Origin of the sequence: Escherichia sp. R1, assembly GCF_003000935.1 — a bacterium.
Lineage (GTDB): Bacteria > Pseudomonadota > Gammaproteobacteria > Enterobacterales > Enterobacteriaceae > Escherichia > Escherichia coli.
Map to the genome: position 1 here is coordinate 24,182 of NZ_PSRU01000005.1, position 25,464 is coordinate 49,645.

Annotated in this window: 25 protein-coding genes and 6 pseudogenes; 11 read left to right on the forward strand and 20 right to left on the reverse strand. The window is 49.8% G+C overall.

Annotated features, from left to right (window positions below; genetic code table 11):
- Positions 1-274 precede the first annotated feature (274 nt).
- The 9 genes and pseudogenes from C4F37_RS07525 to C4F37_RS07565 all read left to right on the forward strand — a co-directional run bounded on the left by C4F37_RS07525 (position 275) and on the right by C4F37_RS07565 (position 7,147).
- A complete protein-coding gene (locus C4F37_RS07525) occupies positions 275-748 on the forward strand; it encodes an antirestriction protein (protein WP_001350782.1) in 474 nt (157 codons plus the stop codon).
- Positions 749-763: 15 nt separating this feature from the next.
- Positions 764-1,240 carry a JAB domain-containing protein gene (locus C4F37_RS07530; protein WP_001186775.1) on the forward strand — a complete coding sequence of 159 codons (477 nt, stop codon included), beginning with the start codon at positions 764-766 and terminating at the stop codon, positions 1,238-1,240.
- 62 nt (positions 1,241-1,302) lie between these two features.
- Positions 1,303-1,524, forward strand: coding sequence for a DUF987 domain-containing protein (locus C4F37_RS07535; protein ID WP_000692345.1), 222 nt, complete (start codon positions 1,303-1,305; stop codon positions 1,522-1,524).
- A gap of 162 nt (positions 1,525-1,686) precedes the next feature.
- Positions 1,687-2,055 carry a type IV toxin-antitoxin system YeeU family antitoxin gene (locus tag C4F37_RS07540; protein WP_001295723.1) on the forward strand — a complete coding sequence of 123 codons (369 nt, stop codon included), beginning with the start codon at positions 1,687-1,689 and terminating at the stop codon, positions 2,053-2,055.
- An 89-nt stretch (positions 2,056-2,144) separates the two neighbouring features.
- Positions 2,145-2,243: pseudogene (locus C4F37_RS07545) on the forward strand (TA system toxin CbtA family protein); the annotation flags it as partial.
- Between the two features lie 739 nt (positions 2,244-2,982).
- Entirely contained in the window at positions 2,983-4,242 is a 1,260-nt protein-coding gene (gene mtnK, locus C4F37_RS07550; RefSeq protein ID WP_000132327.1) for an S-methyl-5-thioribose kinase, read from the forward strand.
- Positions 4,243-4,251: 9 nt separating this feature from the next.
- A complete protein-coding gene (mtnA, locus tag C4F37_RS07555) occupies positions 4,252-5,367 on the forward strand; it encodes an S-methyl-5-thioribose-1-phosphate isomerase (protein ID WP_001022014.1) in 1,116 nt (371 codons plus the stop codon).
- 30 nt (positions 5,368-5,397) lie between these two features.
- Positions 5,398-6,039, forward strand: a complete 642-nt coding sequence (locus tag C4F37_RS07560) for an L-fuculose-phosphate aldolase (protein ID WP_000439687.1) — start codon at positions 5,398-5,400, stop codon at positions 6,037-6,039.
- A 103-nt stretch (positions 6,040-6,142) separates the two neighbouring features.
- Entirely contained in the window at positions 6,143-7,147 is a 1,005-nt protein-coding gene (locus tag C4F37_RS07565) for a GRP family sugar transporter (protein ID WP_000471147.1), read from the forward strand.
- A gap of 40 nt (positions 7,148-7,187) precedes the next feature.
- On the opposite strand, the gene C4F37_RS07570 is transcribed toward C4F37_RS07565, so the two are convergent.
- The 18 genes and pseudogenes from C4F37_RS07570 to C4F37_RS27745 all read right to left on the reverse strand — a co-directional run bounded on the left by C4F37_RS07570 (position 7,188) and on the right by C4F37_RS27745 (position 22,525).
- Positions 7,188-8,174 (reverse strand): sugar-binding transcriptional regulator, encoded by a 987-nt coding sequence (locus tag C4F37_RS07570; RefSeq protein WP_000373366.1) that lies wholly within the window; start codon positions 8,172-8,174, stop codon positions 7,188-7,190.
- Positions 8,175-8,520: 346 nt separating this feature from the next.
- Positions 8,521-9,870, reverse strand: coding sequence for a GntP family permease (locus tag C4F37_RS07580; protein WP_001128363.1), 1,350 nt, complete (start codon positions 9,868-9,870; stop codon positions 8,521-8,523).
- Positions 9,871-9,976: 106 nt separating this feature from the next.
- Positions 9,977-11,944 (reverse strand): xylonate dehydratase YjhG, encoded by a 1,968-nt coding sequence (gene yjhG / locus C4F37_RS07585; RefSeq protein WP_000116326.1) that lies wholly within the window; start codon positions 11,942-11,944, stop codon positions 9,977-9,979.
- Positions 11,945-11,954: 10 nt separating this feature from the next.
- Positions 11,955-12,860 carry a dihydrodipicolinate synthase family protein gene (locus tag C4F37_RS07590; RefSeq protein ID WP_000714563.1) on the reverse strand — a complete coding sequence of 302 codons (906 nt, stop codon included), beginning with the start codon at positions 12,858-12,860 and terminating at the stop codon, positions 11,955-11,957.
- A 4-nt stretch (positions 12,861-12,864) separates the two neighbouring features.
- Positions 12,865-13,653, reverse strand: coding sequence for an IclR family transcriptional regulator (locus tag C4F37_RS07595; RefSeq protein WP_000251798.1), 789 nt, complete (start codon positions 13,651-13,653; stop codon positions 12,865-12,867).
- Positions 13,654-13,955: 302 nt separating this feature from the next.
- Positions 13,956-14,738, reverse strand: a complete 783-nt coding sequence (locus C4F37_RS07600; protein ID WP_000082780.1) for a DeoR/GlpR family DNA-binding transcription regulator — start codon at positions 14,736-14,738, stop codon at positions 13,956-13,958.
- 16 nt (positions 14,739-14,754) lie between these two features.
- A complete protein-coding gene (locus C4F37_RS07605) occupies positions 14,755-15,387 on the reverse strand; it encodes a ribulose-phosphate 3 epimerase family protein (RefSeq protein ID WP_000600622.1) in 633 nt (210 codons plus the stop codon).
- An 11-nt stretch (positions 15,388-15,398) separates the two neighbouring features.
- Positions 15,399-15,830, reverse strand: coding sequence for an SgcA family PTS sugar transporter subunit IIA (sgcA, locus tag C4F37_RS07610; RefSeq protein WP_000606406.1), 432 nt, complete (start codon positions 15,828-15,830; stop codon positions 15,399-15,401).
- A gap of 130 nt (positions 15,831-15,960) precedes the next feature.
- On the reverse strand, positions 15,961-16,767 hold the full coding sequence (sgcQ, locus tag C4F37_RS07615; protein ID WP_000118626.1) for a BtpA family protein SgcQ: 807 nt from the start codon (positions 16,765-16,767) through the stop codon (positions 15,961-15,963).
- A 12-nt stretch (positions 16,768-16,779) separates the two neighbouring features.
- Positions 16,780-18,093, reverse strand: coding sequence for a PTS sugar transporter subunit IIC SgcC (gene sgcC, locus C4F37_RS07620; RefSeq protein WP_000460843.1), 1,314 nt, complete (start codon positions 18,091-18,093; stop codon positions 16,780-16,782).
- A gap of 11 nt (positions 18,094-18,104) precedes the next feature.
- Positions 18,105-18,383: a PTS sugar transporter subunit IIB SgcB gene (sgcB, locus tag C4F37_RS07625; RefSeq protein ID WP_000722973.1), complete on the reverse strand. Its 279-nt coding sequence runs from the start codon at positions 18,381-18,383 to the stop codon at positions 18,105-18,107.
- Positions 18,380-19,501, reverse strand: a complete 1,122-nt coding sequence (locus tag C4F37_RS07630; RefSeq protein ID WP_000010829.1) for a M42 family metallopeptidase — start codon at positions 19,499-19,501, stop codon at positions 18,380-18,382. The genes sgcB and C4F37_RS07630 overlap by 4 nt, the downstream gene beginning before the upstream one ends.
- 244 nt (positions 19,502-19,745) lie before the next feature.
- Positions 19,746-19,862 (reverse strand): annotated as a pseudogene (locus C4F37_RS27515) (VOC family protein); the annotation flags it as partial.
- A gap of 37 nt (positions 19,863-19,899) precedes the next feature.
- Positions 19,900-20,118 (reverse strand): annotated as a pseudogene (locus tag C4F37_RS07635) (hypothetical protein).
- 168 nt (positions 20,119-20,286) lie between these two features.
- A complete protein-coding gene (locus tag C4F37_RS07640; RefSeq protein ID WP_000354251.1) occupies positions 20,287-21,033 on the reverse strand; it encodes an SAM-dependent methyltransferase in 747 nt (248 codons plus the stop codon).
- Positions 21,034-21,088: 55 nt separating this feature from the next.
- Complete coding sequence (locus C4F37_RS07645) at positions 21,089-21,634, reverse strand: GNAT family N-acetyltransferase (RefSeq protein ID WP_001540600.1); 546 nt, start codon at positions 21,632-21,634, stop codon at positions 21,089-21,091.
- A gap of 11 nt (positions 21,635-21,645) precedes the next feature.
- The gene (locus C4F37_RS07650) at positions 21,646-21,903 is read right to left on the reverse strand and encodes a YjhX family toxin (protein WP_001054376.1); all 258 of its coding nucleotides are present in this window, start codon (positions 21,901-21,903) and stop codon (positions 21,646-21,648) included.
- 490 nt (positions 21,904-22,393) lie between these two features.
- Positions 22,394-22,525: a hypothetical protein gene (locus C4F37_RS27745; RefSeq protein ID WP_001309182.1), complete on the reverse strand. Its 132-nt coding sequence runs from the start codon at positions 22,523-22,525 to the stop codon at positions 22,394-22,396.
- 115 nt (positions 22,526-22,640) lie between these two features.
- Between C4F37_RS27745 and yjhR the strand changes: the two are divergent.
- Positions 22,641-23,881 (forward strand): annotated as a pseudogene (gene yjhR, locus C4F37_RS07670) (helicase YjhR); the annotation flags it as partial.
- A gap of 267 nt (positions 23,882-24,148) precedes the next feature.
- On the opposite strand, the pseudogene C4F37_RS27750 reads toward yjhR, so the two are convergent.
- Positions 24,149-24,354: pseudogene (locus C4F37_RS27750) on the reverse strand (phosphorothioated DNA-binding restriction endonuclease); the annotation flags it as partial.
- 92 nt (positions 24,355-24,446) lie between these two features.
- Here C4F37_RS27750 and C4F37_RS28365 point away from each other — a divergent pair.
- The gene (locus C4F37_RS28365; protein ID WP_211180523.1) at positions 24,447-24,545 is read left to right on the forward strand and encodes a protein YthB; all 99 of its coding nucleotides are present in this window, start codon (positions 24,447-24,449) and stop codon (positions 24,543-24,545) included.
- Positions 24,546-24,829: 284 nt separating this feature from the next.
- On the opposite strand, the pseudogene C4F37_RS28370 reads toward C4F37_RS28365, so the two are convergent.
- Positions 24,830-25,444: pseudogene (locus C4F37_RS28370) on the reverse strand (sialate O-acetylesterase); the annotation flags it as partial.
- Positions 25,445-25,464: the final 20 nt, after the last annotated feature.

The window sequence follows — 25,464 nt, forward strand, 5'->3', positions numbered from 1 at the left end:
GTGTCGTTCCATTTCTGATGATGACCTGTGCGCCTGGTGTACCCGTCTGCTTTACCGTCCCGGAGAAATCAGTCTGTGCAGACTGAGTATACAGGCAATGGCATCTGGCCATCCGTCTGTGACCGGAACGGTTACGCGTACGGCTGTCCGGAATTTCAGCCGAATATCATTCATCCCTGATATTACCGGGTCATCACGGTCAGTGATGAACGTGATGTTGCCAGCTCCCGACCTTTACTCCCTCTCATTTATTCACATTACAAGGATTTCATACATGAAAACATTGTCTCAGAACACCACCTCTTCGGCCTGTGCACCGGAGACTGACCTGCAAAAACTGGTAGCCACTCCCGTCCCTGATGAACGGCGCATCAGCTTCTGGCCGCAGCACTTTGGCCTCATTCCACAGTGGGTGACCCTGGAGCCCCGTATCTTCGGCTGGATGGACCGTCTGTGTGAAGACTACTGCGGTGGTATCTGGAATCTGTACACCCTGAACAACGGCGGGGCATTTATGGCACCCGAACCGGATGACGATGATGACGAAACATGGGTACTGTTCAATGCCATGAACGGTAACCGCGCTGAAATGAGCCCGGAAGCCGCCGGCATTGCTGCCTGTCTGATGACGTACAGTCATCATGCCTGTCGTACGGAGTGTTATGCCATGACGGTCCATTATTACCGGCTGCGGGATTACGCCCTGCAGCATCCGGAATGCAGCGCCATTATGCGCATCATCGACTGAATGGAGAGAAGTACAATGCAACAGCTTTCCTTTCTGCCCGGAGAGATGACGCCCGGCGAGCGCAGCCTCATTCAACGGGCCCTGAAAACCCTGGACCGCCATCTTCATGAACCCGGCGTGGCCTTCACCTCCACCCGTGCGGCACGAGAATGGCTGATTCTGAACATGGCGGGACTGGAGCGTGAAGAGTTCCGGGTGCTGTATCTGAACAACCAGAATCAGCTGATTGCCGGTGAAACCCTCTTCACCGGCACCATCAACCGCACGGAAGTCCATCCCCGGGAAGTGATTAAACGCGCCCTGTATCACAATGCCGCTGCTGTGGTGCTGGCACACAATCACCCGTCCGGTGAAGTCACACCCAGCAAGGCAGACCGCCTTATCACGGAACGTCTGGTACAGGCACTGGGCCTGGTGGATATCCGGGTGCCGGACCATCTGATAGTCGGTGGCAGCCAGGTTTTCTCCTTTGCCGAATATGGTCTGCTTTAACCCGTCACAACCACATCACACCTGTTTTCACTTTTATCTTCTGTCTTCAGAGGTATCCCACTATGAAAATCATCACCCGTGGCGAAGCCATGCGTATTCACCGTCAGCATCCGGCATCCCGTCTTTTTCCGTTCTGTACCGGCAAATACCGCTGGCACGGCAGTGCTGAAGCGTATACCGGTCGTGAAGTGCAGGATATTCCCGGTGTGCTGGCCGTGTTTGCAGAACGCCGTAAGGACAGTTTTGGTCCGTATGTCCGGCTGATGAGCGTCACCCTGAACTGATGTTCCGTCACCCGGAAAACGAGTACGACTGGCAGAGCTCAGACGCCGCTGTGGATGAGGTCCTGCTCATCAACGAATACACCTTTACCGAAGCCGGTCTGCGCGCCGGCTGACCCGTCATCGTTAAACTATCATTCACCGATTTTCTGTGAGGATTTTATCGTGTCAGACACACTTTCCGGGACAACGCATCCCGATGACAATGACGACCATCCCTGGTGGGGACTACCCTGCACAGTGACGCCCTGTTTCGGCGCCCGTCTGGTGCAGGAGGGTAACCGGTTGCATTACCTTGCCGACCGTGCCGGTATCAGAGGCCGGTTCAGAGATGCGGATGCGTACCCTCTGGACCAGGCCTTTCCGCTGCTGATGAAACAACTGAAATTAATGCTCACCAGTGGTGAACTGAATCCCCGCCATCAGCATACCGTGACACTGTATGCGAAGGGGCTGACCTGTGAAGCCGACACCCTCGGCTCCTGTGGTTACGTTTATCTGGCTGTTTATCCGACACCTGAAACGAAAAAGTAAACCACCAGAATAACCTTCTGCTCCGGCCTGGTGTTTTCACCACGCCACTGTCCCATTTTTTATCTCTGCATATCAGGAAAATCTTCAGTATGAAAACATTACCCGACACGCATGTACGGGAGGTATCGTGCTGCCCGTCTCCAGTCACCATCTGGCAGACACTGCTCACCCGGTTACTGGACCAGCATTCCCTGATTTCCTCATCGATATCGAATAAGCACTCGTCGCAGAATTCTTTATCGAGTGAGAGCCTCTGTTCAAGGACGCTTCTTTTTTTTGTTGCAACGTGCACATCCCTTCATCTTTCCGCGCCTTTGTGACCTCGTGATTTGGGGTACATGGAAAATGGGCGTAGCAAGCCTCAGCTAGATAACTAACCGTAATAAAAGGGCTTTTCTGCGAGCAATGTAAGAGAAGGATAACTAGGCAGGTTGCAAGAAAGATAATCGTTTTGATAGATCAGTTTATCGATATTGATCGTTAGTGCCGATCGATAAGAAGTGCGGAAACGTTAGACTCACCTCTGTTGCTCCATCATGATGATGGGGCTGTTGGCCCTCGAATCTATCTGTCTATTAGCATCGGCATGACAAACACCATTTGTTTCCACAACAAAAGACAATAGAAAAGTACATATGTACAAAAAGTGTGATTTATTCTGTCACTTCAGTACTTCCTTTCGCCTAAGTTTGCCCGTAATAATTCCCCGTGCAGTACTATTGTTGCGACATAACAACATGAATTACATGGTAATAATAGATGTTTTCCTCTGCTGATTCCTGTAAGGATCATGACTCCATACGACATCATTTTTAATTTTATACAGTTCAAAAAATCTACATGTGTCACAAATAATTTTACATTTGATAATGTATAGTTGTCACATGACAAGTTGATTATCATTCTGTGTAGACAAGGAGAACTGTTATGACGGATTCAATTCCATCAGGTTACAAGCCGCTGACATGTGACACGCTGCCGGGTTATCTCTCGTCCAGACTGACCCCTTCATGCGAACCGGGAGGGTTACCTGAAGAGTGGAAAGTTTCAGAAGTGGGGGACGGAAACCTGAACATGGTGTTTATCGTTGAGGGGACACATAAAACCATCATTGTAAAACAAGCTCTGCCCTGGCTTCGTGCCGGGGGCGAAGGATGGCCTTTATCTCTGAGCCGTGCGGGCTTTGAGTACAACGTCTTATGTCAGGAAGCCAAGTACGCGGGTCACACACTGATTCCGCAGGTCTATTTTTACGACCCGGAAATGGCGCTGTTTGCCATGGAGTATCTGACTCCTCACGTGATTCTGCGTAAGGAACTGATTAACGGTAAAAAATTCCCTAAACTAGCTGAAGATATCGGCAGATTTTTAGCACAGACTCTCTTCAATACGTCTGACATTGGCATGTCAGCAGAACAGAAAAAAGCGCTTACTGCCGAGTTCGCGTTGAATCATGAGCTGTGCAAAATTACGGAAGATCTGATCTTCACAGAGCCCTATTACAACGCTGAACGGAATAACTGGACTTCTCCTGAGCTGGACGATGCCGTCCATAAGGCCTGGGCTGATGTAGAGATGATCCAGGTTGCCATGCGTTATAAGTACAAATTTATGACAGAAGCGCAGGCATTGTTACATGGCGACCTTCATTCAGGCTCAATCATGGTGACCGACACGGATACCAAAGTGATTGATCCGGAGTTCGGTTTCATGGGGCCAATGGCGTTTGATATCGGCAACTATATTGGCAACCTCCTGCTGGCGTACTTCTCACGCCCTGGGTGGGATGCGAATGAGCAACGTCGCGCTGACTATCAGGAATGGCTGCTTCAGCAGATTGTCCAAACCTGGTCCGTTTTCACCCGGGAGTTCCGCCAGCTCTGGGACAACAAAACACAGGGCGACGCGTGGTCGACAGAAATGTATCAACAGAACAGGGCCGCTCTTGAGGACGCACAGGATCAGTTTTTTGCCACGCTGCTTGAAGATTCCCTGGTGAATGCCGGCATGGAAATGAATCGCCGGATCATTGGTTTTGCTGGCGTTGCCGAGCTGAAACAGATTGAAAATACAGAGCTTCGCGCAGGATGTGAACGACGTGCATTGACCATGGCGCGCGATCTTATCGTCAATGCCCGCCAGTTTAAAAATATGGATTCCGTCATCCAGTCTGCGAAGGTTAAGTAAGAGGTCATTATGAATATTAAAGGTAAACACTATCGTACGGTCTGGGTTTCCGGGGATGGAAAAGCGGTAGAAATCATCGATCAGACTAAGTTGCCTTTTAAGTTCGAGGTGGTGGCGCTTACCTCTGCGGAAATGGCCGCTACGGCTATTCAGGATATGTGGGTTCGTGGCGCTCCGCTTATTGGTGTCGTTGCAGCCTATGGCATCGCGCTGGGAATGAATCACGATGCCAGTGACATGGGTCTGCAGCGTTACTATGACCTTCTTATCAAAACCCGACCAACGGCAATTAATCTCAAATGGGCCCTCGACAGGATGATAGACACACTGAAGGATCTCTGTGTATCAGAGCGCAAGGATGTGGCCTGGGCGCTGGCGGCAGAAATTGCCGAGGAAGATGTCGCGTTGTGTGAACAAATTGGATTACATGGTGCAGAAGTCATCCGCGAAATAGCCCAGAAAAAACCGGCCGGGAGTGTGGTCAATATCCTGACACATTGTAACGCAGGCTGGCTGGCGACTGTAGACTGGGGAACCGCGCTTTCTCCCATCTACAAAGCGCATGAAAACGGAATCCCTGTTCACGTCTGGGTGGATGAAACGCGGCCACGTAATCAGGGCGGACTCACGGCATTTGAACTGGGCTCACACGGTATTCCTCACACCCTGATCGCCGACAACGCGGGTGGCCACCTGATGCAACACGGTGACGTTGATCTCTGCATTGTTGGGACCGATCGAACCACGGCCAGAGGGGATGTCTGTAATAAAATTGGTACCTATCTTAAGGCGCTGGCGGCCCATGATAACCATGTTCCCTTCTACGTCGCGTTACCTTCTCCCACTATTGACTGGACTATCGAGGACGGAAAAAGCATTCCGATTGAGCAACGTGACGGAAAAGAGCAGTCCCATGTCTATGGGATAAACCCTCAGGGAGAATTGAGCTGGGTCAATACCGCCCCTGAAGGAACCCGTTGTGGGAACTACGCTTTCGACGTCACGCCTGCCCGATACATTACCGGCTTCATTACTGAGCGGGGAGTCTGTGCTGCCAGTAAGTCAGCGCTGGCGGATATGTTTGCTGACCTGAAGAGTAAAGCACTCCAGGGGGAACAGCATTAAAACAGCGGCCATTGCTATTAAGGATCAGGAATGGAACGGATTAAGTTAGCAGAAAAAATCATTTCCACTTGTCGGGAAATGAATGCGTCAGGTCTTAATCAAGGAACATCAGGTAATGTGAGTGCCAGGTATACCGGTGGCATGTTGATTACGCCGAGTGGGATCGCTTATTCAAAGATGACGCCGGACATGATTGTCTTTGTAGACGATAAGGGAAAACCTGAAGCGGGTAAAATACCATCAAGTGAATGGTTAATTCATCTGGCGTGTTATAAAGCCAGACCAGAATTGAATGCTGTCATACATACGCATGCGGTGAATTCCACGGCGGTGGCAATACATAATCATTCAATTCCGGCCATTCATTATATGGTGGCGGTATCGGGGACGGATCATATTCCCTGTATTCCCTATTATACCTTTGGCAGTCCTGAACTGGCCGACGGTGTATCTAAAGGAATCAGAGAAAGTAAGTCCTTGCTGATGCAGCACCACGGTATGCTGGCCATGGACGTCACGCTGGAAAAGACGTTGTGGCTGGCGGGTGAAACCGAGACGCTGGCTGATTTATACATCAAATGTGGCGGATTACATCACGATGTTCCCGTGCTGTCTGAAGCCGAAATGACCATCGTCCTTGAAAAATTCAAAACGTATGGTTTGAAAGCGTAATTACAGCTTTATTTTAATTAATAACATATGACAGCCATTCGCAGAATGGCTGCTATTCCCTCTGTCCACAACGATTGATTATAACTACCACAAGGAGTTATTTATGTTTATCGTGGAATCGTATGCTGTCGCCATAATAATGTGTTTTATTACCATGATTTGCTGGGGTTCATGGGCGAATACAACTAAACTTGTCAGCAATAAAAAATGGGAGTTCCCTCTATTCTATTGGGATTATTCAATTGGATTATTGCTGTGTTCTTTGTTATTTGCCTTCACGCTGGGTTCTATGGGCGAAGCCGGTCGCAGTTTTATACCTGATATTCAGCAGGCGAGCAGCAGTAGTCTGATGTCGGCAATACTGGCAGGGATTATCTTCAATATTTCCAATATTCTTCTGGTCGCTTCTATTAATCTTGCCGGTATGGCGGTAGCTTTTCCTGTGGGTGTGGGGCTGGCACTGGCTCTGGGTGTGATCACCACCTATATCGGCAATCCGCAGGGCGATCCGCTCATTCTGTTCCTCGGTGTCGTCTGCGTTGTGATCGCCATTATTTTTACCGCGATAGCCTATGGTCGTGTCACGCAGGAGGCGGATAAATCTCGCCGTAATAAAGGTCTCATTACTGCCATTCTGGCGGGTATCATCATGGGATGGTTTTTCCGCTTCCTGGCGGACTCCATGTCTGACAATTTCAGCCAGCCTGCCAGCGGTCTGATGACGCCTTACTCAGCACTTGTTCTGTTTGCCGTGGGGCTGTTTTTGTCGAACTTTGTCCTTAACAGGCTGGTCATGAAAAAACCTATTTCAGGAGAACCGGTCAACGGGAAAATGTATTTTTCCGGGAGTTTACGGGATCATGTTTGCGGCTGGCTGGGCGGTATGATTTGGTGTGTCGGTCTGGCATTCAGTCTGATTGCGTCTGGTCAGGCGGGGTATGCCATTTCCTACGGTCTGGGACAGGGGGCCACAATGATTGCCGTGATCTGGGGAGTCTTCATCTGGAGAGAATTTGCCAGTGCGCCAGCCGGAACCAATAAACTGCTGCTGACCATGTTTATTTCATACATTGTGGGTATTGTTCTTATTATCGCCGCTAATCAATAAAATCCTGCCCCATATCTACATGGGGCAGTTGTTCATTCTTTTAGTGTGGTAATTCACACGCCAGCAAAAACTCTGCCGTTCCTTCATCAACAATCAGGTCCGTGACATATCCTCCCAGCAGGGCACCCAACGTTGCGTCATAGCCTCTTTCCCCACCAGCAAGGAAGATCTTCCGTTCAATCTGCCTTAGCTGAGCCAGACTGATTCCCAGAATACGCTGGTCAACATCAGCCACGACGGGCATCCCTTCCTTGTCATAGAAGCGACCACAAATGACACCTACTGCGCCTAAATCCCGATACGTCTGCATTTCCTTCTTATTCAGCACGCCCACCCGAATCAGGGGATTTTCATCAAGCGCGTTACCCACGACAAAAAAGGCTTTCGTACAGCGAGTCAGAACGTCAAAATTCGATCGAATAATAGGCTCTGCCTGTAACTCCATGGCCAGTCTGGCGCTTGATACCACGGCGGGCACGTGCAGCGAGGCGACACGGCCTGAAAGCTTGTAGGCGATTTGCGATGAGGATTCAATGATCGTCAGGTCTGGCTGAGATGGCATGGAACCGAGCATCTGTATAACGGTGACATTTTTACATGACTTCGGCGTCATGGTTTTGCTCATCTGATGGATTGTTCTTCCCCAGGCAACCCCCAGCACATCACCATTCTCAATCACCTGATTCAGATACATGCCACCGGCACGTGAAAGGCGAGTCCGCATCAGCTTTGTATCATCACGTTTTCCGGCATGTTCGCCATCCGGCACGATGATCACTCTCTGGAGATTGAATTTATCGCGAATTTGCAAAGCAGCGTCGATAGAGCCAAAGACATTCACATCCAGGTTGATATGAACCAGTCCATTTTCCCGGGCTGTTTGCAGGTATTTGACAACCGTGACGCGGGACACCCCCATGATAGCTGCAACTTCAGTCTGGCTTTTACCTTCCTGATAGTACAGCCATGTTGCATGAAGTACGGGATCATCATTGAACAGGCTGCTGTTTGTTTGATCTCTATCCACTTTTGTATACCTGTATTAAACCGGGGAAATGCTCATCTTAACCCTGTTTACCCGGAGAGTTGATGCAGATTGCCAGTGGCATGATTTTATAGAGATATTTTATTCTTTTACATGAAATAAACCAGCATACCATTTGAGCGATCGCCCGCTGTTCCCCCATACTGTAAAGCCGGAGACATGCTCCGGCTTTACAGTATTACTGAGAATACACCCATCAAGCATAATCGAAGGTTCAATATCGCCCCTTTTTGATCGCCAGCGATTCGTCACCGTGCAGACGGTTGCCGTCACTCACTAAATTATGGGGGACAGTGAACAACAGGTTGGCTCACTGGCAAGAACCCGATTATAAAACTAAGCTGGCGAGCAGAATAAAAATCAGCCCACTGATGGATAAGAGTGTGGACATCAGCGTCCAGGATAACAGCGTTTCTTTGGTGGTCAGGCCAAAAAAGTCTTTAATCATCCAGAAACTGGCATCGTTAACGTGAGAACAAATACAGGATCCGGCACCGGTAGCCAGCGTAATCAAGGCCAGGTTGGTATTGGGATGTACTGCCAACAATGGGATGACCAGACCGGCGGTAGAGATCGCCGCGACGGTGGCTGAACCCAGACAAATACGCAGGAATGCGGCCACGCCCCAGGCCATCAGGATCGGGTTAATATCCATACCCGAAACCAGGGTGGAAATATACTGACCAACGCCAGAGTCGATGAGAACTTGCTTGAATGCACCACCACCACCGATAATCAGCAGCAGACCGGCAATACCCGCGATAGCTTTTCCGCAAGAATCCATCAGGTCAGGGATTGTTTTCCCGCGCCCCAGGCCCATGGTATAGATCGCGAATAGCAGTGAAATCAGCATGGCGATCGTTGAATTACCTAAGAACAGTATCACGTTGTAAAATAAGCCTGAATCCGCGGCACTTTTGGCATGAGTCATCTGGATGATGGTGACAACCGCCATCAGGATCACCGGCAGCATTGCCGTGAGAAAACTGATCCCAAAGCCTGGCATTTCGCTTTCGCTGAATCGGCGGGTCGCGCCGAGAGAGGCTATATTCCCCTCTTTTTTAAAGGCGTCCGGAATAATGCGCTGGCAGAATTTATTCAATACCGGGCCGCAAAGAATAAAGGTTGGAATGCCGACAATGATACCGTATATCAGTACCAATCCTACATCAGCGCCATATTCCCTGGCGATAACAGTCGGGCCGGGGTGCGGCGGCAAAAAACCGTGTGCGACCAGCAAACCAGAAAGCATCGGCACACACATAAACATCGGTGATATTTTTGCTTCACGGGCAATAGCGAATAAAATAGGTACCAGAAGAATTAAACCGACTTCGAAAAAAAGTGCGATACCGACAATAAACGCCGAACAGACCACTGCCCAGTCAAGTTTATTTTTCCCGAAATAATTCAGCATGGTCAGCGCTATTCGCTGCGCACCACCCGCATCGGCCAGCAAGCGACCGAGCATAACACCGAAGCCAAATATCAAACCAATATGGCCCAGCGTACCGCCAAGTCCGGATTCGACTGAGGTGACGACTTTACTCAAATCCATACCACTGGCGATGGCGACAGCAATCGAGACAATAATTAACGAAACAAACGTATTAAGCTTAATTTTTATGGTTAAAAGCAGGAGTAAAGCAATCCCTGCCACAACGATAATTAGTGGCATAACGTCCTCTCATAACAGGGTAGCGACCCATCATTATCCGACTGAGCAAATAACGAATGATGCAGAGTCGGATAATTCAGGTGTCTGGATGTTTTTATTTATGCTTTCAGTTTTTATTCATAAAATCGCGCAAAGCCGCGCCAATTTTGTTTACATCATAAATACAACCGGTCCATGTCCCACCACTCACGGCCTGAAGCATTGCCCATAGCCGGGTATCATCTGGCAATTCAGGATCGGGAAGTAAATCCTGATGGCTGGGTCTGGCATTTAATATTGCAGTTGCCTCCTCCTGTGAAGGTAATTGTTCATCGCTACGGGTTCCGAGGAAATTGACTTCGCCGTGAAGCTCGCGACAATCAATTTTAATTTCAATTAAATCCCCGGTGCGTAATTTACCGATGGGGCCTCCGGCCAGCGCTTCTGGCCCCACATGGCCGATGCACGCGCCAGTAGAAACGCCCGAGAAACGTGCATCGGTGATTAACGAAACATGCTTACCGTATGACAGATGCTTCAGGGCACTGGTAACCTGGTAGGTTTCTTCCATCCCTGTACCTGAAGGTCCAACGCCAATAATGACCAGAATATCGCCCGCCTTGATCTTGTCATGTTTGATATCGTAAATCGCACTTTTCTCGGACAGATAAACCTTCGCCACACCTTTATGGTAATAGATACCTTGCTCATCAATCATCGAGGGGTCAATGGCGGTGGATTTGATCACCGAACCTTCTGGCGCAATATTGCCCACCGGGAAGGTGATAGTTGAGGTTAATCCGCGCGCTTTTGCTTGCTGCGGAGACATGATCACTTCGTCAGCGTTGATTTGTTCCTGATCGAGCAGGAGTTGCTTGAACCGCTGACGCCGTTCGGAGTGCTCCCACCAGTCGAGGTTTTCTTTCAGCGTGCTGCCGGTAACCGTCATAACGTCTTCATGCAACAATCCGAGGCTGCGCAGATGCAACATGACTTCCGGCACACCACCTGCCATAAAGGCATTGACCGTTGGATGATAAACCGGGCCATTAGGCAGTACGCTCACCAGTCGGGGCACGCGCTTGTTGATGCGGATCCAGTCATCAACGGTCGGGATATGGCAACCTGCCTGGTGAGCAATTGCCGGGATGTGTAACAGCAGGTTTGTTGAACCACCGAACGCGGCATGGACCGTCATCGCATTCTCTATCGCTTTATCGGTGAGAATTTCCCGGGTGGTGATGCCTTTTTGACTCAGGTTCAGCGCAGCTCGCGCGGAAGCTCTGGCGATCTCCCGCCACACAGGCTCACCGGAAGGGGCCAGGGCTGAATGTGGGATTGCCAGTCCCAATCCTTCGGCCACCACCTGAGATGTCCCGGCAGTGCCCAAAAATTGACAGCCGCCGCCGGAAGAGGCACAGGCTTTACAGCCCGCACGGCGTGCGTCCTGTAGAGATAATTCGCCATTGGCGAAGCGTGCGCCAATGGTTTGCACCTTGCCGTTGTCTTCTCCATCCTTTGCGGGCAGCGTCGCGCCGCCGGGGACCAGCACGGTTGCGATGTTGTGCTGCGCGGCGAGTGCCATCATGGTGGCCGGAAGCCCCTTATCGCAACTCGCCACACCAATAACTGCTTTCGCGTCGGGCAGAGAGCGAATAAGGCGGCGCATTACCATCGATGCGTCATTTCGGTATGGTAGCGAATCAAACATCCCCGTTGTACCCTGAGTACGCCCGTCACAAGGATCGGAGACGTACACGGCATAGGGCAGGGCATGGTTGGCTTTAATAACCTCGGCCGCCGCTTTCATCTGGATGTCCAGTTCGTAATGCCCCTGGTGCAACGCCAGCGCCACGGGTTTACCGTCTGCGCCGCGTAAGCCACCGAGTGTACTGAGCAGTAAAATACCGTCCCGATCCAGCTCGTCCGGAGACCAACCCATTCCGGCATTCATGGTCATACCGAACAGATCCCCGCTCGGGCGGTTGATAAGCATCTCTGCGGTTAATGGGAGTTCGCCGTCCGGGCCATCGGCGTGCGTTCTGACGGTGTAAATATCGTGGCTCTCGTCAGCAAAAATATTGCGAACAGACATGAGTTTCTCCTCAGACTGGTAAAATGCCCTGCGCGGTAAGCAGCACGTGGACTTTATCTTTTGCTTCTTCAGATGCTTCAAGAATCGGTGGTAAGCAATATGTCTCTACAGGCAGCCCGACACACTGCATGCTGTATTTGATCAGTGAGACAAACGGTGTTTCGAGGGCGTAAATAGCGGGCAGTTGTAGTAGTTTTTTATTCAGCGTCGCAGCGGTCGCCAGATCGCCTTCACGCCAGGCGCGGTAGATGCCGACGGAGAGTTCCGGAGCAAAGTTAGCGCTGGCGGTTATCGCACCGTCGCCGCCCAGCAGCATCGTATTCAGCAAATGATCATCGTAACCGCAGAATACCGAAAACGACGGGCGTACCGACTTAACTGTGTTGATCATCGTACGCAAGTGACCAACGCTGTCGATGGTGTCTTTGATGCCAACGATATTCTCGTTTTGCAGAGCCAGACGCGTCACGGTTTCCGGGGTTAAGTCCTGACCCGTCAGATCCGGAAAGTTGTACAGGATCACCGGTAGGGTGACGCTACGGGCGATCTGCTGGTAATAGTCGTCAAGATTTCGTGGTGCGACTTTCCAGTAGTAGGGGTTGATGGCGACGATACCATCAGCGCCGTAGGCTTGCGCATGCTGCGCCAGTTTGACCGCTTCGTCAGTGGAAGGGGAACCGACGCCAATCAATACCGGCACTCGCCCGTCGACAATGGTTACAGCTTCTTCGGCGAGTGCCATGCGCTGGGCTGTATTCATTTGGCTAAATTCACCACCGGTACCCAGATAAAACAGCCCGTCGACCCCTTTATTAATCAGGAAGTCGGCAACTTCGCGCATTGCCTTTTTATCAAGGGTTCCGTCACGATGAAACGTGCTGGATACCGGTGGAATAATGCCGCTGAATTTTTTCATTACCTCAGTTTCCTTTTCGTAAGTGCTCATTTTCGTTTCTGTATCCCAGCCCATATGATATTTGCTCAGCGCATTTCCGGAGCAATTCCAGATAGCTGTCTATCTTATTTCCTGAATAAACTACCGGATCGCCAGAAAGTGAGATTGCATAGTTAACTCTGTTATACATATTGAATACCGGCATACTTAAACATACCGCCCCATAGGTTGATTCTTCGTTGTCTATGGCCCATCCCCGAAGGCGTGTTTTTTGTAATTCTTCCAGAAACAATTTTTTATCGGTAAATGTATTGCGCGTATGTGGAGTTAACGTGAGTGCTTCTAAAAAATAATCCAGTTCTTCTCGTGTCTTCCAGGCTAATAATGCCTTACCCAACGCGGTAATATGCAACTCAAGTTTTTTGCCAATCCAGCTTTTGCTCGTCGGTACAGAGTCCGGACTTTCGATCTTGTCGAGATAGATAGCCGAAATGCTCTCCATCGCCCCAAGATGACAAACCAGTCCACTTTTCAGCGACAACTCCTGCATTGGCCGCTTAGTCACCTCAAATATATTTTGACGGTGTAACGCCTGACAACCCAATTCGTAGTTTTTTATTCCCAGTGAATAGTAGCCGTTTTTGTTTTTAATTAAGAAACCACAATCCACCATTACATTCAATAAATTAAGCAGGCTGCTTTTGGGGTACTGGAATTTATTTAATAACTCCATATAACTTGCCATACCAACCCATGCAATGTGGGTTAATATTTTTTCAGCACGGACTAATGAATTACACCCTTTGCGAACCATAATGGCTCCTCCTTGCTCATGGAATAAATGGTATCGGCATTACATAGTGGAAAATATGCTTTGTTCAGCATGCTGAACCGTAATGATGTGATTAAATGTGATCTTGTACACACTTTGAATAATGAATCCAGAACAGCCACATTTAGTGAATGAGAATAAAAAGTAGATGGCGTGTTGTTGCAACATCGTAGTGTGTGGATTGCGCCTAGAGCTTCTTTATTCGTTCGAGCGCATCGCCAATATTTTCTATTGGGTGCCATTGATTATTTTTGCTTGAAATCCCTCTCGAATGAACTTACTTATCACTTTATTGAATGAGGTAAAAACAACTGACATCCGGCTCGCTGATAACGCTGTGCAATAGTCTCAGGTAACCCGCTGTCACTGATGATCGTTTTAATACATGATAGTGTTGCTACAGCATGCGGCTCAACGGCATCAAATTTTGAGTGATCGGCCATGAGAATAACTTCACGCGAGCGTTGAATAATCCGTGTTTTCACCCCGACCTCAAACATGGTGGCATTGGTGATCCCCGTCTCCAGCGACAGCGCATCGCAGGAGATAAACGCACGTTCTACGGAAAAGGCATTGATCATCTCCAGCGCCAGACTCTCTCCTACCGAAAAATAACCTGGGCGAATCAGTCCTCCGATAATGTAACTTTCCACATGGGGAAAACAGCCCAGTTCATTGGCGATTTTAATGTCGTTGCAGATGACCTTTACCCGCGCATCGGCCAGGCATTTCGCCAGTTCGAGGCAGGTTGAGCCGGAGTCGAGAAAAAAGCAGTCGCCATCTTTGATCATTGTTCGGGCAAGGGCAGCTATTTCTCTTTTCGCCACAGATTGCAATGTACGTTTCACGTCGAAGACGTACTCTTTGTCGTCTGTACTGTCGTCGAAGTCCAGGCAACCGTGACCGCGGATCATGCCTGGATACTGGTTGACAATATACTGGAAATCACGACGGACAGTCGCTTCCGCATAGCCAAAAAGCTCCATGGCCTGCTGTGTGGAGAGGTGACGATGTTGCCACAGGTAGTGCAGCATCTGTTTGATACGGTCAGGTCTCTGTTGGCTCATCAGAAACAATCTCCTCTTACAGGGTGGCGAATTGAGCTAAGGTCGCGCGATAGTCAGATGAAGAGAACAGGGCGCGCCCAATCACCATATGTTGCGCCCCAGCTGCTGCCAGTTGCTGTGCAGCTGCCAGCGTAATTCCACCGTCGGCCCAGCACTCGGTCTGAGGAAAAGCCGTGCGTACTTTTTGGATTTTCTCGCACATGGAGGGAATAAACCGCTGTCCCTGCCCATCGGGCTCACTGGTCATCACCATCACTCCGTCCAGCTCAGACGCCAGATATCGCCAGGCGTCGATCGGGGTTGCCGGATTAAATACCAGTCCGGCTCGTGCGCCGGTATGGCGGATCTCAGTTAACGTTTCCGAAGGATAGTCCAGCGTTTCTGCATGAACGAAGATCCACGCGGGTCTGATTTCAGCCAGCGCGTTAAACCAGCGCTGTGGCCGGGCAAGCATGAAATGAAAGGACAAGGGATGAGGCGTCTGTCTGGCGACGGCCTGCACCGTTTTCATCCCAAACGTAATGTTGTTAATGAAGCTGCTGTCCTCAATATCCAGATGCAGGCTCCCAAAATCCAGATTGTCCAATGCCGTCAGCTCACGACCATAGTGCAGAGGATTTGCGCTGGCGAGAGAAGGGTGCAGGATCATAAGCGCCTCCGTTAACCTGATACCAGCGCAAACAGTGCATCGTCTGTGCTGGCATTTCCCACTGCCGTTAAGCGTTGTGGCGAATCAATAAACTGGCTGATGCGCTGAATGGTCAAAATATGTGCGTTGGCATCCGTGGCGCTGACGCAGAGAAGCAGCCAGACGGGGTCGCACTCCTCGTTACCAAAGGCGACCGGGGTGCGTAGCGTGGTGATACTGACCTGATTATAGTTTGCGCCTTGCTCTGGTCGGGCGTGAGGCAAGGCGATTCCTGGGGCTATCAGATAATAAGGCCCCCAGTTAAGGGTATTTTCGATGATCCCATTAACGTAGCATGGCTGCGCGGCACCATAGGCTACCAGCGGGCGGGTGGCGATTTCCACGGCCTGACGCCAGTCGGTGGCTTTACGTTGTGCCTGTACCCATTTAATATCGTTAATCATCCGTCGTTGACTCCATGCCGATTCGGGTTAATCTGGTAGCGATCCCCGTCGATACTTTTGACGAAGGCGGCAGGGATCGCAGAAGGGTTATTGCTCTTTGCCGGGGATAAGCGCTCTGCTTATCCCCATCTTATCGGCGTATATGATGCACTTTCTCCATAAACTGACTGACTCGCGCCTGGTCAACGAAATTGGCAAAAACGCCGTCCTTTTTAAAGGTGGTTGCGGTCACACAGCCATCGGCGATACTGAGTTGTTCCTCCACGTTTTCCAGGCAGACGCCCGTGTTGGCCAACACGACGGTGTCAGGCACCGTTTCTTTGACCCGTTTTAACAGCGCGCTGTCGGTACGCGTCCCGGCGGTCAGGCCAGAAACACAGAGCGCATCAGGATGGTTGTTAAATACTGTCGATTTAGCAATAGAACAGATATCGCGATTGCCCAGATACACGGCGGCCTCTGGGACGATATTGAACAAGGTTTTCACTTCGCCTGCACCAATCCGGTGTTGATGACGGATGGTCTCACCGACGTTAGTGTCCCAGACGCCAAAGTCGCTGGCATAGGCACCGGTAAATATCTCGCGGATAAACTTAGCGCCGGTAGCCATCGCCAGGTCGAATGAGGCGACCGGATCCCACAGAACATTCACGCCAAACGGGATGCGGATATCGCTCATTAATTGCCCGATGATTCGTGCCATTGCCGCAGTGGTTTCCGGACGCACCTTCGTGAGATAGGGAAGACTAAACTCGTTGGAGAACATGACTGCATCCACCCCACCATTTTGGAGCGCCATCAGATCGTCCCAGGCTTTGTCGATAACCCAGTTCATCCCCAACTGCGCATCAAAACTCGGGTCGCCGGGCAATGCACGTAGATGGCACATGGCGATGACCGCTTTTTCCGTCCCAATAACCTCTTTCAGCCAACTCATTGAAAGTACTCCTTATTCCGATAATTCACGTTTACGTAAGAACAGCACGACGCTGGCGACAATACCGACCGCCACGACAACGCCAATAATCCCAAGCGACATCAATTCAGAAATCGACCAACCGAACATATTGCCCACGGACAACGCTGAGATTTGCGCACTTTCACCGGCAAAACTGAAACCGCCTTTGAGCGCCATTTCAGTGAAGTAAGGCGCGAACTGGGTGGCGATCAGCAGGACGGTAATCATCACGATGACCCCGCTTATCAACGTCCTGACCAGGTCTCCGCGGTGGATAACCGTAGCCATACAGATAAAGAACGGTGCTACCGGCAGGTCTGCGAGGGGTAACACTTTGTTGCCCGGTAAAATGCTGGCCAGAATTAACATAATGGGTATCAGTAGCAGACCGACAGCAATGGTGGTTGGATGCCCCAGCGTCACAGCAGTATCCAGACCGATATACACTTCACGTCCTTTGAAATATTTCTGGAAGAACTTTCTTGCACCGTCGGAGATGGGCAGCAGGCCCTCAACAATCAGGCGGATCATGCGCGGGAACAACACCATGATTGCCGCAACGGTAATCATCAGACTGGCGCAACCTTTAAAGCCTTCACCAGCCGCTAGGCCAAAAATCAGACCGAGCACTACGCCGATAATCACCGGATCGCCGACCATGCCGTAGCGTTTCTGGATCTCCTGAGCATCGATATTGCGTCCCTTCATGAAAGGGATTTTTTCATAGATAGCATCAAGTAGAACGAAAAGCGGTACTGAACTGGAACCGTAGCCTTGCGGTATCGAAATACCTTCCAGCCCGACGATGTTCTGTACCCGTTTTGCCGTCCAGTCGGCCATTTTTAACGATAGCGCCGCATGGCAGATTGCCCCCAGCACACCATAAATCAGGCTACCGGTCATAAGCTGGACCACCGTACCCGTAATGGCGTAGTGCCAGTAATTGTAAATATCGACGTTCATCGTTTTGGTCAGACGGGTGACCAGCATGGCGACATTGAGAAGAAAAATAACTGGGATAATCATGGCGCCAATGGCTGTCGCATAACCAACGCCGGAGGCAGGGCCTGCGCCAACGTCAAAGACATGCAGGGCTAGGCCGAAACGCTCAATCATCACTTTGATAGGGGGACTGAGGCTGTCGATCGCCATGACGATCACCAGTCCCATACCGACAAAACCAATCCCAACCGTTACCCCTGCCTTAATCGCCTGCAGCCAGGGGATGCGGAAGATAAGGCCAATCACGATCATGATGATAGGGACGAAAACGGTACCGCCGAGAGACAGGATGTAATCAAACATAATGCCTCCTTTTATTGAGTTAACAGAGCCTTGATTTGTTGTTTTAACGCGTCGTCGTTGATCCCTGTGAGCAGGGCGGCGCCATTAAGCGTAGGGATGCCGTAATCACTGTTGGTTCGCATGGAGGTTACAATAAGGTCCATACCGTTACAGTTAAGAGGGATCTCATTCAGACAGCATTGGGCGGTAGTGGCTGAAATGCCCTGTTCAGTCAGGAACTCTTGCAGCTTGTGTGCAATCATGGTTGAAGTCGACATGCCGGTACCGCATGCCACAAGGATCTTTTTCATAATGGATGTGCCTCTTGTGTAGTGCCTGAATCAGGCTCAACGGGGAAATGTGCTGCTGACATACCTGCCAGAGCGGTCAATAGGCGGATGCAATCAGTCAAATCACGCAGGCTGGCAACCTCCGCCGGAGAATGGGTATAGCGACAAGGAATAGAGAGACTGGCGCAGGGAATACCATCCTGCTCAACCTGGATATAACCGGTTTCTGTTATCACGCCGGGAGCCACTTCTCGCTGCACCGGAATGTTGTGTTCAAGAGCCGTCTGTTCCAACATCCGTATCAGGCGAGGAGGCGTGATTAATCCGGCCAGCGTTCCCCGACCATGGTAGTTCAGGCAGGTGATCCCAACGCCCTGATTAATCCTGACCTCGGAATAATCGTGTAAATCAGGGGTGTCACACGATGGAGTGATATCAATACCAATCGCCAGGTCAGGTTTTACACGGCGTAATACGGGAACAATGCCGCGGATATTAAATTCTTCCTGTACCGAAGCCACCAGATAAACGGCGATATCAAGCTCCATAGTACTGATAGCATCCGCTACACCGAGCAGGGCAGTACAGCCTAGACGATCGTCTAGTGCTTTACTGCACACCAGATCGTTTGCCAGGAGTTGCGGCGGGTTATACAGAGTGACAGGCGTACCGACCTGAATGCCCATCCGTATAGCGTCGTCTTTGTCTTTGGCACCAATATCAATCCACAGTTTGTCGACAGAAGGTGACTGCGTGCGCTCGTCGCCTTTGGCAAAGTGGTAGGACTTAATGCCGATACACCCCATGACTGGCCCTTTGTCCCCGGTGAGGGTGACGATGGAACCAGCCATAGTGACCTGCGCAGGACCGCCTACGCGTTCAAAGCGTAAAAATCCAGACGGCTCTATTTTGCGCACCATAAAACCGACTTCATCCATATGCGCAAAAATCATCAGTCGCAGCGCATCGGGTTTATCACTACCGTAGCGCGCGACGACATTCCCAAGCCTGTCTCGCCAGACCTCTTTTGCCTGACGCCTGAATTCGCACAGCATGACGTCAGCGACAGCGTTTTCGTGTCCTGAAATCGCATTGTGCTGCAAAAGCGAGAACAGGGTTTCCTGCACAGAAAATGACATAGCTATCTCCGTAGACCGTAAAACAATCACTCGTTGAGCGTTTTATAGGCGCAGACTGGTCGAATAATTGTGAGAACGTTCACGTGAAAACGCGCAAAGCTGAACAAATAAAAAATTATGTGAGCCGAGTGGAATAAAAGCGCTCAACGTTTGTGAAAGTTACGGGCTGGAGAGACCAGTGATTATGGTTGAAATAATGAGGATGAATAAAACGCGGTAACTGTTATAGCACCACTTTGTTGCAGGACGCTCCCTCTTCATTACGTCCTGCACGTGGATACCCCAGCATCTCCATCAGCGGATCTTAGAATGTAATGGCGCGTGGCAGGTCGTTGGTTCCCAGCATAATGTAAGAAAACATCGGATCTCCTGAATAGATTCAGAGGGAGTATAGATAATCAGCTCAAATCACTCTCCGCTTTATGAGCCCAGGCTGGCATTGCCGTCAGATAACGTTTTGCACGCTTATGTGCTTCCTCCGGGCCGACTTTTTGCCAGGAATCAAGGAAGCTGGCTAAACCTGATACCGCTTCTTCCCAGGGTTTGAGATTGCCGTTGCTGTCGCTGCATTACGCACAATATTGATCACTGGCACTGTGTGCATCTGGTGCCGACATCGGCATTCCGCAAGCCTGACAGAACTGTTCATGTTGTGACATATGATGCTCCTTATGGTGACATCTTGATTAATAAACATACTGAATATGTATTGTGCAGGTGATACATCAGATCAAAGCAAAGGTAAAGCCTCGATATTTCCAGCCAGAAATACCGGGAACCTGTTGTTACCGGGCGATGAGTGCGAACACGCCCCAGCCAAAGCATTCCCGCGCGTAGGTCACGTAGCGTTTCGGCGCGATGTTTAGTTCGGCCCTGACTTCGGCGGCGAAGTCATCGTCAGGATTCGCTTCCAGCCAGCGGCGCATGGTCAGCCATTTTGCGGCTTCATACCGGTCCCAGCCTTCCTGGTCTGCCAGTACCATTTCCACCACGTCATAGCCGAGATCGTCGAACGCTCCGACAAGTCCTGGCAGCGTCAGGAAATCGCTTGTCGAGCTGACGCCGCAGGCCTGGGCTATTTCTTCTGTTGCTGGTAGCTGACGCCAGTAGGGTTCGCCGATAAGCATGATCCCGCCCGGTTTCAGGCTTTGCGCTAGCAGCTCCTCCGCCCCGGCAAACCCACCGGCAATCCATGTCGCGCCGACGCAGGCCGCCACGTCACATTTTTCATTTGCGACGTAACCGGCCGCATCGTTATGAATAAAATGTACGCGTTCGCTGACGCCGAGTTCTTCCGCGCGACGCTTTGCCTGCGCGGTGAAGAGCGAACTCATGTCGATGCCAGTCCCCGTAATGCCATGATCCCTGGCCCAGGTGCAGAGCATCTCGCCCGAGCCGCTGCCGAGGTCAAGAATGCGGGTGCCCGGCTTCATGCGCAGCACGCGACCCAGCGTGGCGTACTTCTCTTCGGTGAACGGGTTATGGATGCGGTGTTCACTTTCGCTGATGGTAAAAATACGTGGGATATCCATTATTTAATTCCTGTTATTGGGTTAAGCCTTAAAAAGGACACAACAAGATTGTTATTCACGTCAGTGCTCCGGTTTCATCAGGGTCTGCGCACCGGATGTGGCCGGTCAGGGTCATGGGCTGAGCGGTGAGTGATTGCATCATCCAGCAGGCTTTGTGCTCCTCCGGGATGGGATAAGGTGCCGGATAGCCTTTGTCTCCGGCACAGGGTTCGAACCCATGTCGGGGGTAATAGGTGGCGTGGCCGAGAACAAAAACCGTCTGGCAGCCCATCAACCTCAGGTGCTCGATGCCAGTGCGTATCAACCGTCCTCCCACGCCCATCCCTTGGTATTCCGGTATGACCGCCAGGGGAGCGAGGATGTGCATCAACGGTGAATCCATTTCTCCTTTGAAGGTTGCCCGGGTAAATAAAATATGCCCGACGGCTTTGCCTTCATACCGGGCTAGCAGCGATAACGCGGGGCGCGCGCTTTCATCCTCAAGTAAAGAGGCCACTAAATCGGCTTCTTTGCCGAAGCCAAATGCGCGGGTTTCGACTTCCCGGATATCACTGGCATCACTTTTATCTGTGATATGAAAAGTGAAGTGGTGTACTGTCATAGAAACTCTCCTTAGCGATTATCGAGCTGAGCGCGAACTTTATTCAGCTCGGTGGTGTTGATTCGATAGGGCTGGCCATTGACGGACTTGATAAGTTTTTTGGTTTTGAGTTTTTTGAAGACGGCGAGCGTGCAGTCGGTCAGCAACAGCCCTTCGCGGCTGTAGCATTCAACGGAAGTGACGCGGCCTGAAGAATCGCGGACGTGCGCAATACGTCTACCTTTAGCGAGAACGTGTAAGGTATGTTGTTCCTGACGGGATAAATTCATACTGAAGAACCTATTTAATCATCATGTGCAAAACGTGCAAACACACCGCGGTGTCCGCATTCGATTTCGGCGCATTGATAATCAGTCCGGCCTGAAAAGGTCGGGGAACTGATTATCGGATGATTACATTCTCCAGCATCAAAGCCTCGGGTTGAGTTGAAAGGTATTTACGGAGCGAATATTAACACGTAGTTATAGGAGGGATATGTTTCAGTAGAAAAAGTGTGATGTACTTTGGAAATTGAATGCCAACCCATTTACTGGAAAAGGCAGATGACACTGACGAATGCATGTTGAAGTACGCCTGAAATGGCCTCATCGGCTTTTCCCTTCGGGAGATTATTCTCCTTTTGTTAAATCCAGAACATAAATATGCTCACCCATCTTCGATGCTTGAAAAATTGAAGCCAATCCTGATAAGTAATTTTTTTGAAAGGGTATTTTCCGGATTCACACCGGCTTTGATGAGTGAAAAACCGTTCTCTTTTATTCAGTCAATCGTGGCGGTAATTGCTTCAATTGCATATCCCTGGCGAGCATAAGCGGGACTGATGGTATAGCCGAGCCAAAACACATCGCATTGCTGACGTAAATAGATATCACCAATCAAAACCTGCGTCATTTGTTGACAATGGCCAATTGAATATCGCGAGCAAGTGTAAGAACTCCCAGCAAGACCCTGTAAATAATTCTGTGTAACTGCCCACGATTAAAGGTGGCCGCTCAGGCGGTCACCGTATTCGATAATAAATGGGTCTGGAAAAAGTGCAGCATCTGGCAGCGTAATGCAGGTAGCCCAGTTCAACTCTCACTACCAGTATGATCCCAAGTTCGAGCGCGGAATGTATCTGTATGAGCATCGTCGCTGTTTCAATAACATCATCGACTACTGTAACTCACTTTGCTATCACGGTAAGTTGCAGCCTAAAAGAGGGATGGAAAAAGGACGATTTTCCCCGCAATGGGATATTTACATATTGATGGTAGAGGCATGAAGCCAAATGGAGGGAGCCGTCATAACCCTCTTGAAGCTGAAACAATAGCAGCATGGCTGGTGGCACATAAGGATGATATAGAGCGCCATTACGGGGAACCACTGTACAAAGTTGTTGGTGTTGTGACGCCATTTTCGGCGCAGGTTAATGCTATCAAAATGTCATTGCGTAAGCTGGAAATTAATGGCAAAGACGAGCAGGGTTTACTGACAGTGGGGACTGTGCACTCCTTGCAGGGGGCGGAAAGGGCGATTGTTCTCTTTTCTCCTGTCTACTCAAAACATGAAGATGGCAGGTTTCTTGATAGCAACAGCACTATCCTCAATGTTGCTGTCTCACGCGCTAAAGATAGTTTTCTGGTATTTGGCGATATGGACCTTATCGAGATGCAGCCCGCATTTTCGCCGCGAGGGTTATTGGCAAAATATCTCTTTTCTTCAGATAATAATGCGTTGCAATTTGAGTTTCAGAAACGACAGGATTTAATTTCCGCACATACACAAATTTCAACGCTGCATGGTGTGGAGCAGCATGATGAATTTTTGAACAAGACTCTTGCCGGAGCTCAAAAGAAAATAACGATTATTTCCCCTTGGTTATCCTGGCAAAAAGTGGAGCAAACGGGATTTCTGGCATCAATGGCTTTGGCCCGTTCCCGGGGCATTGATATTACCGTGGTGACGGATAAAAACTGCAATATAGCGCATGTCGATGATGATAAGCGTCAGGAGAAACAACATCTGCTGAATGATGCTGTTGAAAAGCTCAATAAGATGGGTATCGCTACGAAATTGGTTAATCGTGTTCACAGCAAAATTGTGATTGAGGATGAAGAACTGCTGTGTGTCGGATCTTTTAACTGGTTCAGTGCTACACGGGAAGATAAGTATCAACGATACGATACGTCTTTGGTGTACCGTGGTGAAGGCGTAAAAAATGAAATAAAGGCAATATATGGTAGTCTGGATCAACGTCAGCTTTAAATGTGATGAGCCGTTCATGATACAGGAGTAGTAAAGGGCATATTTTACCAATGTTAAGGCGACTTTCCGTTTTATTGTGAGTCGCCTTTCCTGATTATAAATCTTATTGTTTACCTAATCATTTTCCTTTGCATAATGCGCCTGGGATTAATGGCGGGTGCTTTTAGGAATGAAAGAAAATGCAAGCAATAATATAATAATGGCCTAATTTCTTTGAACATCATTAAGCATATCATCATCGTCTATTTGCCAGAATCCGTCGACTTATAATCGCCAGAACGGCATATCAGGACGGTGCTGCGAACGCTGTGGCCCAAAACGTTCCAGTAAACTGTGTAGATGTTCGTAGATTTCCGAGCCATAATCGAAAAGGCGCGGATGTCTATTAAGGCATCCGGCTAATCTGTAAGCAATAACAACGGTTTATGCGGTGCGCGTTTTTCACCCTTGTGCCAGATTATTATATTGGCAATTGCCTGCTGTTCGAGCCCGCAAGTGAAGAGATATTACCTTGATCTCATTTGTTTTTTGTTGTCTACTCTGAGAACGAACAAGGACATCCCCCATGAATAAACTCCCCGCTCACCTTTCGCGCCAAAACTGCAAAATTGCTTCTACAAATCTGTCAGAAATAATCCCCCGACGGGCTGCAGTGCTGAAATGACTGCTTCGCAGTGCCGTCGTCCAGTTCTCCGGTGACCGGTACGCTGAACCGTAATATCCCGTGCTTAAATCGTCCGGGTCTTCATCAGGCGCGTTCGTCAGTCCTCTTTCACCTTGTTGCTGGAAGTCGACGAAAATAATATTGGCTAAAACATTATTTTGATAATTGCCATAAATAGCTTCATACGAATGCGGGAAATTTTCTTTCCAGTACCAGGTGGTATCGCCGCAAAACCACGGCGCGTCAGTAATATTATTAAGCTGAGAATGGTATTGTTTTAGATCCCTACGAAAGGCTTCAACCATATGATTAAAGTGTTGAGGGTGTGACGCGTAGTCACTGGTCATTAAGTCAAATTCGCCTTGCATCCAGCATGCGCCGAGGAATTTGTTCTGCGGATTTTTTGCCAGTGCGGCTCGCGTTCTGCTGACTAAATCCTGGTACAGCGGAGTATCCGTTCCCCAACGACAAGCATCATGGCTGGCTCCGTGCCGTTCTGAATATGTCCCTTCGCTGCCCGCGGTAAAAGCCGATCCGCCACGGCAACACGGAACGATAAGAATCCCTGCATTATCAGGAATGAAGGGCAGTAATTTCCGTGCAATATGCAGTGCCTGGCCAACGGTGCCGTACTGTGTTTGATGATTCGTTGCCAGAGGATGGTGATAACCCTGCATATCCTGAACATCGTGTGGGCAGTGAGTCAGTGGAATAATGTCGTTAAAGTGACATGGCGGGCCTCCGGGATGCGTATGCGCAAATCTCGCTAATTGTTTAATTCTGGGATGAGGCGCATCTTCCCTGTCCGGTAATGGCAGTCCTTCGCCATACGCCATGGCATTAGACTGACCAGCAACGGTAAGAACATAGTAATAATCGGGCGATATTATTGCGTTCATATAAATTTCGCGTAATTGAA

What these genes read in the sequence shown, in the direction of transcription:
- C4F37_RS07595 (WP_000251798.1), bottom strand. Translation starts at nt 13,653, where the DNA reads ATGGTTCGCAAAGGGTGTAATTCATTAGTCCGTGCTGAAAAAATATTA.
- C4F37_RS28365 (WP_211180523.1), top strand. Translation starts at nt 24,447, where the DNA reads ATGAATAAACTCCCCGCTCACCTTTCGCGCCAAAACTGCAAAATTGCT.
- C4F37_RS07525 (WP_001350782.1), top strand. Translation starts at nt 275, where the DNA reads ATGAAAACATTGTCTCAGAACACCACCTCTTCGGCCTGTGCACCGGAG.
- C4F37_RS07600 (WP_000082780.1), bottom strand. Translation starts at nt 14,738, where the DNA reads ATGAGCCAACAGAGACCTGACCGTATCAAACAGATGCTGCACTACCTG.
- C4F37_RS07605 (WP_000600622.1), bottom strand. Translation starts at nt 15,387, where the DNA reads ATGATCCTGCACCCTTCTCTCGCCAGCGCAAATCCTCTGCACTATGGT.
- C4F37_RS07565 (WP_000471147.1), top strand. Translation starts at nt 6,143, where the DNA reads ATGTTTATCGTGGAATCGTATGCTGTCGCCATAATAATGTGTTTTATT.
- C4F37_RS07590 (WP_000714563.1), bottom strand. Translation starts at nt 12,860, where the DNA reads ATGAAAAAATTCAGCGGCATTATTCCACCGGTATCCAGCACGTTTCAT.
- mtnK (WP_000132327.1), top strand. Translation starts at nt 2,983, where the DNA reads ATGACGGATTCAATTCCATCAGGTTACAAGCCGCTGACATGTGACACG.
- sgcA (WP_000606406.1), bottom strand. Translation starts at nt 15,830, where the DNA reads ATGATTAACGATATTAAATGGGTACAGGCACAACGTAAAGCCACCGAC.
- yjhG (WP_000116326.1), bottom strand. Translation starts at nt 11,944, where the DNA reads ATGTCTGTTCGCAATATTTTTGCTGACGAGAGCCACGATATTTACACC.
- C4F37_RS07650 (WP_001054376.1), bottom strand. Translation starts at nt 21,903, where the DNA reads ATGAATTTATCCCGTCAGGAACAACATACCTTACACGTTCTCGCTAAA.
- C4F37_RS07560 (WP_000439687.1), top strand. Translation starts at nt 5,398, where the DNA reads ATGGAACGGATTAAGTTAGCAGAAAAAATCATTTCCACTTGTCGGGAA.
- C4F37_RS07640 (WP_000354251.1), bottom strand. Translation starts at nt 21,033, where the DNA reads ATGGATATCCCACGTATTTTTACCATCAGCGAAAGTGAACACCGCATC.
- mtnA (WP_001022014.1), top strand. Translation starts at nt 4,252, where the DNA reads ATGAATATTAAAGGTAAACACTATCGTACGGTCTGGGTTTCCGGGGAT.
- C4F37_RS27745 (WP_001309182.1), bottom strand. Translation starts at nt 22,525, where the DNA reads ATGACGCAGGTTTTGATTGGTGATATCTATTTACGTCAGCAATGCGAT.
- sgcC (WP_000460843.1), bottom strand. Translation starts at nt 18,093, where the DNA reads ATGTTTGATTACATCCTGTCTCTCGGCGGTACCGTTTTCGTCCCTATC.
- C4F37_RS07645 (WP_001540600.1), bottom strand. Translation starts at nt 21,634, where the DNA reads ATGACAGTACACCACTTCACTTTTCATATCACAGATAAAAGTGATGCC.
- C4F37_RS07535 (WP_000692345.1), top strand. Translation starts at nt 1,303, where the DNA reads ATGAAAATCATCACCCGTGGCGAAGCCATGCGTATTCACCGTCAGCAT.
- C4F37_RS07630 (WP_000010829.1), bottom strand. Translation starts at nt 19,501, where the DNA reads ATGTCATTTTCTGTGCAGGAAACCCTGTTCTCGCTTTTGCAGCACAAT.
- sgcQ (WP_000118626.1), bottom strand. Translation starts at nt 16,767, where the DNA reads ATGAGTTGGCTGAAAGAGGTTATTGGGACGGAAAAAGCGGTCATCGCC.
- sgcB (WP_000722973.1), bottom strand. Translation starts at nt 18,383, where the DNA reads ATGAAAAAGATCCTTGTGGCATGCGGTACCGGCATGTCGACTTCAACC.
- C4F37_RS07580 (WP_001128363.1), bottom strand. Translation starts at nt 9,870, where the DNA reads ATGCCACTAATTATCGTTGTGGCAGGGATTGCTTTACTCCTGCTTTTA.
- C4F37_RS07530 (WP_001186775.1), top strand. Translation starts at nt 764, where the DNA reads ATGCAACAGCTTTCCTTTCTGCCCGGAGAGATGACGCCCGGCGAGCGC.